General features: G+C 42.2%; 11 protein-coding genes. 5 read left to right on the top strand and 6 right to left on the bottom strand.

The window, feature by feature from the left end:
• The first annotated feature begins 211 nt into the window (after positions 1-211).
• The 4 genes from EKM82_RS06960 to EKM82_RS06945 all read left to right on the top strand — a co-directional run bounded on the left by EKM82_RS06960 (position 212) and on the right by EKM82_RS06945 (position 3,963).
• Positions 212-1,801, top strand: coding sequence for a cation:proton antiporter (locus tag EKM82_RS06960; RefSeq protein WP_125767570.1), 1,590 nt, complete (start codon positions 212-214; stop codon positions 1,799-1,801).
• A gap of 91 nt (positions 1,802-1,892) precedes the next feature.
• Positions 1,893-2,222 carry a helix-turn-helix domain-containing protein gene (locus tag EKM82_RS06955; protein ID WP_125767569.1) on the top strand — a complete coding sequence of 110 codons (330 nt, stop codon included), beginning with the start codon at positions 1,893-1,895 and terminating at the stop codon, positions 2,220-2,222.
• A gap of 226 nt (positions 2,223-2,448) precedes the next feature.
• Positions 2,449-3,249: a fumarylacetoacetate hydrolase family protein gene (locus tag EKM82_RS06950; RefSeq protein ID WP_125767568.1), complete on the top strand. Its 801-nt coding sequence runs from the start codon at positions 2,449-2,451 to the stop codon at positions 3,247-3,249.
• Between the two features lie 105 nt (positions 3,250-3,354).
• Positions 3,355-3,963 (top strand): sugar O-acetyltransferase, encoded by a 609-nt coding sequence (locus EKM82_RS06945; RefSeq protein ID WP_125767567.1) that lies wholly within the window; start codon positions 3,355-3,357, stop codon positions 3,961-3,963.
• Between the two features lie 68 nt (positions 3,964-4,031).
• Here the strand turns inward: EKM82_RS06945 and EKM82_RS11445 are convergent, their stop codons facing one another.
• The 4 genes from EKM82_RS11445 to EKM82_RS06930 all read right to left on the bottom strand — a co-directional run bounded on the left by EKM82_RS11445 (position 4,032) and on the right by EKM82_RS06930 (position 5,798).
• Positions 4,032-4,205, bottom strand: a complete 174-nt coding sequence (locus tag EKM82_RS11445) for a hypothetical protein (protein WP_164508159.1) — start codon at positions 4,203-4,205, stop codon at positions 4,032-4,034.
• 167 nt (positions 4,206-4,372) lie between these two features.
• Positions 4,373-4,576, bottom strand: a complete 204-nt coding sequence (locus EKM82_RS06940; protein ID WP_125767566.1) for a hypothetical protein — start codon at positions 4,574-4,576, stop codon at positions 4,373-4,375.
• Positions 4,577-4,650: 74 nt separating this feature from the next.
• On the bottom strand, positions 4,651-5,589 hold the full coding sequence (locus EKM82_RS06935) for an SPFH domain-containing protein (RefSeq protein ID WP_125767565.1): 939 nt from the start codon (positions 5,587-5,589) through the stop codon (positions 4,651-4,653).
• Between the two features lie 14 nt (positions 5,590-5,603).
• Complete coding sequence (locus EKM82_RS06930; protein WP_125767564.1) at positions 5,604-5,798, bottom strand: hypothetical protein; 195 nt, start codon at positions 5,796-5,798, stop codon at positions 5,604-5,606.
• A 363-nt stretch (positions 5,799-6,161) separates the two neighbouring features.
• On the opposite strand from EKM82_RS06930, the gene EKM82_RS06925 reads away from it, so the two are divergent.
• Positions 6,162-7,496, top strand: coding sequence for an APC family permease (locus EKM82_RS06925; RefSeq protein ID WP_125767563.1), 1,335 nt, complete (start codon positions 6,162-6,164; stop codon positions 7,494-7,496).
• Between the two features lie 64 nt (positions 7,497-7,560).
• On the opposite strand, the gene EKM82_RS06920 is transcribed toward EKM82_RS06925, so the two are convergent.
• Together EKM82_RS06920 and EKM82_RS06915 are read right to left on the bottom strand one after the other, a co-directional pair.
• Positions 7,561-8,232 (bottom strand): CPBP family intramembrane glutamic endopeptidase, encoded by a 672-nt coding sequence (locus EKM82_RS06920; protein ID WP_125767562.1) that lies wholly within the window; start codon positions 8,230-8,232, stop codon positions 7,561-7,563.
• Positions 8,233-8,474: 242 nt separating this feature from the next.
• Positions 8,475-9,062, bottom strand: a complete 588-nt coding sequence (locus tag EKM82_RS06915) for a DUF4828 domain-containing protein (RefSeq protein ID WP_125767561.1) — start codon at positions 9,060-9,062, stop codon at positions 8,475-8,477.
• Between the last annotated feature and the right edge of the window lie 72 nt (positions 9,063-9,134).

The raw sequence follows: 9,134 nt of genomic DNA, 5'->3' as shown, positions 1-9,134 counted from the left end.
AGCAATTAGACAAAGGCTCGTATTGATGACAATTTGAAAAATTGGCATCAATCGATGCCGGCCGCGTTCCACAACCAACAAGCCCGCAATGCAGTCAGACTCAATTCCGTTTCAACCACTTCACCAGCTCTTAAGAAGCTGTAGCCTTTCGTTTGTGTCGCTTGTCTAGACTAGGTATAATATCGTTAGAAAAATCTTGGGGGAAAATAATATGACAATGGTCATCGCGATGCTAATTGTTTTATTGGCAGTAGTGATTAGTAATATTGGGGCGCGTTTTATTCCGGGAATTGCTAGTACCTACATTAGTATTGGACTGGGGATTTTAATTGGCATTTGGCCATTAACGAATCGTTTTATTCCAGTCTTTAATGATGAAATGTTTATGATTCTGTTTTTAGCACCGTTATTATACTTTGAGGGTCAGCGAACACCAATCTTTTTTGTTCGTAAACGAATTGGCAGCATTATGGGCACGGCAATCTGGTTGGCCATTGCCACAGCAGTCATTGGCGCCGCATTATTGCATTGGGTCTTTGGCGAGCAATTAGCATTGGCTTTAGTAATTGTGGCGATTGCAGTTCCCACCGATGCAACGGCGTTCGATGCGGTGGTTGAAGGTCGTAAAATATCGCGACCAGTGCGGAAGACTTTAGTTTTTGAATCCATGTTTAATGATGCTACTGGCCTAGTTTTGTTACAGGCGGGCTTGTTATGGTTGCGTACTGGTCATTTAACTTTTTGGCAAAATACTTGGGAATTAATTTTTACGACTCTGGGTGGCATTTTGGTTGGTAGCGTGATTGCCATCGTGATTATGTTGTTGCGGCAGTTATTATTGCGCAGTAATGGCAATGTGGCCTCGATTCAGAATTTAATTTACTTAATGACACCGTTTATTATTTACTTGATTGCGGAAGAGCTAGGTGTTTCTGGTATTATTGCCGTGGTCGTAGCAGGCCTGATCAATAATAGCGAAGTGGCCCGCAGTCGTTTCAGCTCGCCAAAACAAACTCATTTTGGCGTCGAGATGGTGCAGTTTACCACCGAAATTTTAAATAGTTATATTTTTGTAGTTCTAGGCGTTAATTTAGTGCGAATTGTTGACGGTCAACCTTATCATCATGTGTTGTATGATTCTTGGCATTGGCTGGCTGTTGGCTTGCTAGTTTATGCCGTGTTAATTGGCTCTCGCTATTTATATGGTCGTTTTTTTGTGGCCGATCGTTCGCATCAATCAGCGTTGATTTTTGCTTTAGGCGGCGTTCATGGCACCGTTACACTAGCGATGACTTTTTCGATCAGTAGTTTTTTGAGTCAAACAACGTATGCGTTAGCAGTGGTAATTGAGACAGTGGTGATTGTGCTCAGCATGTTAGTGCCGCTAATTGTTTTTAAAATCATTTTGCCAGTGGACGCTGATGAAGAAAATCGCGATCGCATCATGGGTCAAATGCGTGAAGCCATGGTCGCGGCAGCAATTAGTGAAACTGAGAAAATGGGGCTTTGTCAAGAAGTGGCGGCTAATGTGACTTATGATTTACGTGATCAAATTCAGGCCAACACGTTGCACACTTTCTTTCATGAATGGCATCAGACCAATTTAGAACACATTACTTTAACCCCAACTCAAACAGCCGAACAAAGTCGAGCCTTAATGCGGGCTTTTGATGCCGAGCGCCGGTATTTATACGATTTAAGTAAGCAGCATATGGTAGATAATAGCTATATTCACGAACTGTACAGTGAAATTCTGGTGGCGGAGTCCTTGGTTCTTGATCCGGCTAGTCAAGTGGTTTAGTCAGCTGGAGAATGACCATGTTATAATGCAATGGGGGAGCGGAAATACAACTGATAATCGAGATTGTCACTGTTAGGAAGGAGTCTTAGCAATGAATCTCGCGTCAACAATCAGTGAAAATCGTCAACAACTTCATTGGAGCCAAATCGAATTGGCTGCTAAGCTACAGCTGCCGGTCAAAACAATTATTAGTTGGGAGACTGGCACTAGCTTACCCACCATTGCAGAATTGATTTTATTAAGTGATCTGTTCCATTTATCCTTAGATACTCTGGTCAAAGGTGATCCAGAAGTTAAGCAGCATTTGTTAACGGCTGGTCGTTCTTTTGATTGGCGCTTAATCGGCCTGATTATGGCGTTATTCTGGGGATTATTGGTGCCGCTGTTGATGATTTTGAAATATACGTTTAGAATGTTTTAATTAGTATTTTAAGTTGAAAACTGTTGCTGAATTTAAGAATGAGTGGGCTAGGATAATTAATTATCTGTAGCCGCACTCATTTTTTAATTTATTTCGGTTTTAAAAGTCTTGGGTAGTCTTGACGATTCGGTGATCAGTCTGAAATGGATTTAAATTTTGATTCATTGCCATTTACGATTAAAAGCGGCACAATGAAGTCAAAATATCGAGGAATGAGGGACTTTAAATGAAACTTGCGATGTATCAAAATCAACCGATCTTAATCCAAGATCAACAATATCGCCCCATCTTAAATGAAACCAACGTGCAAGCATTATTATTACAATTGGATCAACCATTAAATTTGGGCTCAGTCCAGCCGTTGCCAGATTTACGTGAGTTACAAGCACCAATTACGGCGCCACAGCAAATTTTTGCGGTGGGCTTTAATTATCGTCAGCATCTGACTGAATTAGCCACCCAGGCGCCGCAAAGTCCCAATGTCTTCACCAAGTTTCCGAGTTCATTAACAGGACCGGCACCAACTGTACAAATTCCCAGTCCCAAAACTGATTGGGAAACGGAATTAGTCATTGTTATAGGTGCTGGTGGTCGGCAAATATCGACTGCTGCCGCCATGAATCATGTTGCTGGCTATATGGTCGGGCAAGATTTGTCCGATCGGCAGTTGCAGTTTGCCAATGATAAGCCGCAATTTTCGCTGGCTAAATCTTACGCCAACTTTGCCCCAACTGGTCCTTGGTTAACCACAGCTGATGAAGTCGATCATTTAGGCGACTTGATCTTAACTACCACGGTTAATGGCGTGGAAAAGCAACATAGTCAATTGAAAAATTTAATTTTCGGTGTGGCCGATTTGGTCAGTTATCTGTCCACAATTGTTGCACTTGTTCCTGGTGACCTTATTTTCACCGGAACGCCGGGCGGTGTAGGTGCAGGCCGTTCACCACAAGAATTTCTGCAGTCTGGTGACCAATTAATTAGTCAAATAACGCAATTAGGCAAATTAACGATTGACTTGAAATAGCGCTTGCTTGGCAGCTTTTTCTTCGTTAAACTAGATGCTGTGATTTTAAACGAGGATGTTTAGTGCATTTAAAACTAAGACATTAGTTAATGGAGGCAAGTTGAGTTGAAGTCAGAGAAGGAACGCATGTTAGCCGGCGAGTTATATCGGGCTGCTGATCCAGAATTACGAGCAATGAGTGCCCGCCGTAAACAACTTTTACGATTATTCAATCAGACCACGGAGGAACAAGAGGAATATCGAGTTAGCCTACTGAAGAAGTTTTTCGGTAAAACTGGTCAAGAAATTCATATTGAACCAGAGTTTCACTGTGATTATGGCGTTAATACTTATATTGGCGAAAATTTTTATGCCAATTATGATTGTCTCTTTTTAGACGTTGCGCCGATTCATATTGGTGACAACGTAATGATGGCTCCGCGAGTTTGCTTATACACTGCGGGTCATCCCATTGATGCCGCAATTCGTAATGAACAGTTGGAATATGGCTACCCAATTACGATTGGCAATAATGTTTGGATTGGCGGCAGTACCGTCGTTAATCCCGGGGTGACGATTGGCGACAATACTGTCATCGGCTCTGGTTCGGTAGTGACGAAGGATATTCCAGCCAACGTCATTGCAGTGGGAAATCCATGTCGGGTACTGCGACCAATCACGCAAGCTGATCATGATTATTGGCAGGCGCAACGTGACCAATATTATCGGGAATAAGCACATTTTAAAACAGAAAAGTGTCTGCTCGTTCTGGTTTGAGTCAATTGAATGACCAAGTTCAAAACCTAGTGAAGGTATACAAACGGAACTGGTTCTGACTGCATTGCGGGCTTGCTGGTTGTGGAACGCTGCCGGCATCGATTGATGCCAATTACAGACCAAATTGTCATCAATACGAGCCTTTGTCTAATTGCTAAAGCAATAAGACAAATTTGGCGGCTGACAACCACACCCTCCATTCCGTCTGGAGTTGAGGTAGTGCACTTCAGCTTTGGTGGTGCTTCTGGCAATTGTGGCGGGACTAATCAACTTGATTCAAATTGTTGTCACAACTGAATAGCAATATCAAAAAGAGCCTGTCTGACAGTTTCTGGTTTATTTCCAGAAAACTTGTCAAACAGACTCTTTAGTTTACTTCAATTTGTTTTTCAAAGCAGTGGTGCTGAGTTTTGTTAATTTCATCAGGTGGTTGCTGGGCGATTGGCGTCAGCTGTGAAATTATTCTTAGCGATTTATCGCTTAGAATAAGCCTCGAATTTGAAACAATTTGGTTTTGAATTGGTTCAAATCGACGGCCACAGTGTTCCACGCCCTCTAAATCGCCCAGCAACCACCTCTCCCAATTGGGGAAGATCTAGCCTAGCACACTATTCTTAACCCAAGCTGCATGTTGCAATCAGGAAACTAAAGCTTCTTAGGTGCTGGCTTAGTTGTCGTTTGGTCCCAAAGCTTCTTAGCAGCAGGAATATTAGCCAAACGATCAAGCGAAGCTGATGGCATGACAATTGTGTTGTTAGCACCTTCAGCCATCTTCTCCATGGCTTCAATATTCTTATATTGAAGATAAGCGTCAGAGTTTTTAACTAAGGCGTCATTAACCGAGTTGATCTGATCACGAATTGATTCGTAGAGCAACCGCTGACTTTGAGCGCGACCTTCGGCTTCCAAGATTTGGGTTTTCTTGTTACCTTCGGCTTGTAAAATAGCTGATTGCTTGCCACCTTCGGCGTTAGCAATGGCAGCTTGTTTCAAACCTTCAGCCTGCATAATGTTAGCTTCCTTTTCACGAGAAGCACGCAATAATTTGTTCATTGATTCTTGAATATCTTGGTCAACTTCAACGGAGTCAATGTTAGCCCGGTCAACATTTAAACCATAACCAGCTGTGACTTCACTAAGTTGGTCAAACAAAGAATGGTTGATTTGTTCGGTGCCATTTAAGACATCGTTCAAATCCATGTTACCAATGATGCCCCGCAAAGCAGCTCGAGTATCTTGCACCATACTAGTGACAGAGTCTTTGTTTTTGTAGACGTAAGAATTAACGTCAGTGATATGATATTTCAATGTTTCAGAAATTTTGACCACAACGTTATCCTTGGTGATAACTTCCTGTTCCGCAACGCGCATCGGAATTTGTTTCATGTTAACGACTTCAGTAATACGATAGATCAATGGCACAACCATATGAAATCCAGGTTGCAAAGTTTTAACGTAAACCCCTAAACGTTCGACGATGCCCACTTCGCCGGTGTGAATAATTGCGATTGAGGAGAAGAAAATCCACAACAGCAAGATTAGCACAACAACCACAATTGCAATGGTTACAATAGTATTAAACATACAAAAGCCTCCCTTTAAAATTTGAGTCGATCATCCTGTCTTCTGACATAAAGGAATAGGGGCGAAACACGAAAGACTTCGAGGCTATCGCCAAATTTGGCTTGGCCTTCAATTCGGTAATGGTAATAAACACCGAATAATTCCACCACCCCCGTATCTAATTGCGAGGTGTTGTAAAAGGTCATGCCAATTAAACGGTCATCTAACATCCTGTGTTCCTCCCTCCTTTGTTCAATAATCGACTTGCTTTTGAATAAGCTCATTCTACCATACTTGCCGTTTGGTAACTCAGTCCAACGACTGATTTTTAAGCGCTTACGCGGGTCGTGTTAACATTTAACAGAAAAATCGTTGGGTTGAGGTGACAAAAATGTTCGTCAATTCATGAATGTCGATTCTAAAAGGAAATAACGGGATTGCTTAATTAAATAGAGCGTTTGCAAGGCTTAGTGGTGAAAATGTTGCACCCAAAAAAGCTTTTCTCATTTTCTAAAAACCTGTAAGATATGAACAATGAACCTGATTTAGTCAGAGATGTTTGTCAGTGATTTTAGAATAAAAGGAACGTGATTATGGGACAACCGAAAGAACAACTTGAGAAGGCAATGGGGCTGACCTCAGCTTTAGCAACAGTCATGGGCACCGTCATTGGCGGTGGTGTCTTTTTCAAAATTTCAATTTTAGCGCAGCAAACACGTTCCGCCAGTGTGCTACTGCTGGTCTGGATTATTGCCGGTTTCTTGACGATTGCTGGCGGCCTTTGTTTAGCGGAAATTGCTACTTCGATTCCGAAAGCCGGTGGCGCGGTCAATTACATTGAGGCTGCCTATGGTAAAATGCCGTCGTTTTTATTGGGGTGGGCGCAAATCTTGATTTATTATCCCGCCAATATTGCCGCCTTAAGCATTATTTTTGCCACTCAATTAGTCAGCTTGCTCGGCCTCAGCCAACCGTTAATTGTTCCGATTGCTGCGCTAGTGGCCTTGTCAATTACCGGCCTTAATTTATTAGGTGCTCGATTAGGTAGCTTCGTTCAAAATTTGACTTTGTTTATTAAATTAATTCCGATTGCCTTGATTATTATTTTCGGTTTAACTAGTCCTCATGGGCAAACTGTGGCACTTTGGCCGATTCAGCCGGGACACGGTGTTTCGTGGTTTACAGCGCTGAACGGTGGTTTATTAGCCACGATGTTCGCCTACGACGGTTGGATCAGTGTCGGCAATATGGCTGGCGAAATGAAAAATCCCCGGCGTCATTTACCAATTGCAATTGTGGCCGGTTTAGGATTGACCACGTTAGTTTATGCGTTGATTAATCTTGCTTTTTTAAAGACTTTACCAATCAGTCAACTGGCCAGCAATCCCACCGCGGCCGCCGCTAGTGCTGGTGTGATATTTGGCCAGGCGGGTGGTCGCTTGGTCACGATTGGGATTTTGGTGTCTGTTTATGGCGCAATTAATGGTTACACGATGACGGGAATGCGGGTTGCTTACGCGATGGGTGTGAATGGCACGATTCCTTTAGCCAAGCATTTCCGTAAAATCACCAAAGTAACGCGAGTACCAATTTGGGGTGCCTTGTTCCAATTAGCCGTGGCATTACTGATGATGTTACTGGGCAACTTTAATTATTTAACTGATATGTTGGTCTTCGTGATGTGGGTCTTCAATACCATGATCTTTGGCGCCGTTTTTATCCTGCGCCATCGGCAACCCGATCTGCTGCGACCATACAAAGTTTGGGGATATCCGTTAGTCCCCTTAATTGCCATTGCCGGCGGTTTGTTCATTGTTATTTCGACATTAATGACCCAGCTGTCACTAGCGTTAGTCGGGATTGGTTTAACGGCACTGGGCATCCCTGTTTACTACTGGCATCAGCATCAAACAAATCGTTCACGATAAATAACTGAAAACTAAAACGTCCGTTGACCAGGTATTGAAGTCAACGAACGTTTTTTGTTATTGATTAGTGAATTAGGAAGGTGGTTGCTAGTAGGGCCAAGGTATTATTCAGTAAATGAAGACTGTAAGTGAAGGAAATGTTCTCTTGATGGCGCCAATAAGCAAATGTAAAAATAATACCTAAAGGAGCATATAGTAAAATATCTTGCGGCGCATTAACGTGAATTAAAATAAAACCACTACACGACACAATTGCCGCGAGCCATTTCGGAATCAGTTGACCTAAATTACTGAATAAAATTTGCCGAAAAACGGTTTCCTCAAGCATTGGTCCCAATAGGACAAACAATAGAAAGGTTGCCCAAAATGGTGCGTTTTTAGTGGCAGTGGCAACCGCTGTTTGATTAGCAGCCTGTTGACCAACTAGTCTAGCGACAATACCATTGCTTAACAAAATGACGAAATAATAAAGTAATAGCTGCTTGATTTTGGCACCTGTTTGCTCTTGGAAATAATGAAAATTTCGGATAATTTCGCGACTAAAAAAGATCAGCATTAAAATAATCGGGATGGCATATAACAATGCATTAAGTCTAAAAGTTGTTTGCCAGGCTTTAGGAATTACCTGACGTAAACGAATGATTCGTTGTCGCGGGAGAACTTCCAAAAAGAGTAGATAAGCAACGAGAAGAATACCAGATTGCCACCAATCACGACGTGTAAGTTTGGGTTGCATAAATGCACCTGCCTGTTTAAAGATGAATTCATTTTAGCATAAGTTGCGCTGGTCAACCGATTAGGAGTTACAACTATGAATCAAATTGATGATGGTCGTTTCCTAGTTGCGTGGCGACCGCGTTCCACAATCAACAATCCCGCAATGCAGTCAGACCCAATCCCGTTTAATAACTTCAACTAATTTCAGACAATAAAAAAATCCGATTGACCAATGGTGTCAACCGAATTGCTAGTGTTAAATTATTGTAGATCAGGATCAGCATGATCAGTGGCTTCAGCTGTTTCGTCAGCGCTTGAGTTCTCAGCCTCAGATGTTGCTGAATGGTCTGCTGTTGAGTCATCATCGTCAGTAACCGCCGTAGTTTGGTCCGGATTTAAATCCAAATCATCTAATTCAAAAACCAGATCATGATCGGCCTCATCAACTGGGGTGTCAGTGCCGGTTGGTAAATGCGGCTGGTCACGATGATTGATGACTGGATAAGTTTGGTCGCTAGATTCGTCGTAAATTTCAATTGGGCCTAAGTGATTAGCAAAGACCTTTAGTTGAAAGCCATAATGATCCAGAAAAACCAATTGTTCACCGTCCAGACCAATAATCCGACCTGGCAATTCTTTCTGGTCAATCTTAATCGTGAAGTCACGGCCAATTGACATTTCGTGTTTTTGTTTTGTTTGTGGGTCAGTAAAAGCCCAACTGCCAGCATAGCGTAAGGACAAGTCAGGTTGACGTTTCTGTTGTTGTTTACGATGATGCGTCCGCGTTAAAAAGCGGCTGACTTGATTAATACTATGAATTCCCGCCGAATAAATATCTTTAATACGCATTTTGTTCTCCTTTGATCTCTAAACATAATCATATCATCAGTTTCCTTAATTTGATATGAAAAAGCATGAATC

Origin of the sequence: Lapidilactobacillus wuchangensis (assembly GCF_003946645.1) — a bacterium.
Taxonomy (GTDB): Bacteria; Bacillota; Bacilli; order Lactobacillales; family Lactobacillaceae; genus Lapidilactobacillus; species Lapidilactobacillus wuchangensis.
This window is presented reverse-complemented; position numbering and strand designations above follow the sequence as displayed.

Coding starts and splice junctions, on each gene's coding strand:
- EKM82_RS06935 (WP_125767565.1), bottom strand. CDS start 5,589: ATGTTTAATACTATTGTAACCATTGCAATTGTGGTTGTTGTGCTAATC.
- EKM82_RS11445 (WP_164508159.1), bottom strand. CDS start 4,205: ATGGAGGGTGTGGTTGTCAGCCGCCAAATTTGTCTTATTGCTTTAGCA.
- EKM82_RS06920 (WP_125767562.1), bottom strand. CDS start 8,232: ATGCAACCCAAACTTACACGTCGTGATTGGTGGCAATCTGGTATTCTT.
- EKM82_RS06950 (WP_125767568.1), top strand. CDS start 2,449: ATGAAACTTGCGATGTATCAAAATCAACCGATCTTAATCCAAGATCAA.
- EKM82_RS06930 (WP_125767564.1), bottom strand. CDS start 5,798: ATGTTAGATGACCGTTTAATTGGCATGACCTTTTACAACACCTCGCAA.
- EKM82_RS06960 (WP_125767570.1), top strand. CDS start 212: ATGACAATGGTCATCGCGATGCTAATTGTTTTATTGGCAGTAGTGATT.
- EKM82_RS06915 (WP_125767561.1), bottom strand. CDS start 9,062: ATGCGTATTAAAGATATTTATTCGGCGGGAATTCATAGTATTAATCAA.
- EKM82_RS06955 (WP_125767569.1), top strand. CDS start 1,893: ATGAATCTCGCGTCAACAATCAGTGAAAATCGTCAACAACTTCATTGG.
- EKM82_RS06925 (WP_125767563.1), top strand. CDS start 6,162: ATGGGACAACCGAAAGAACAACTTGAGAAGGCAATGGGGCTGACCTCA.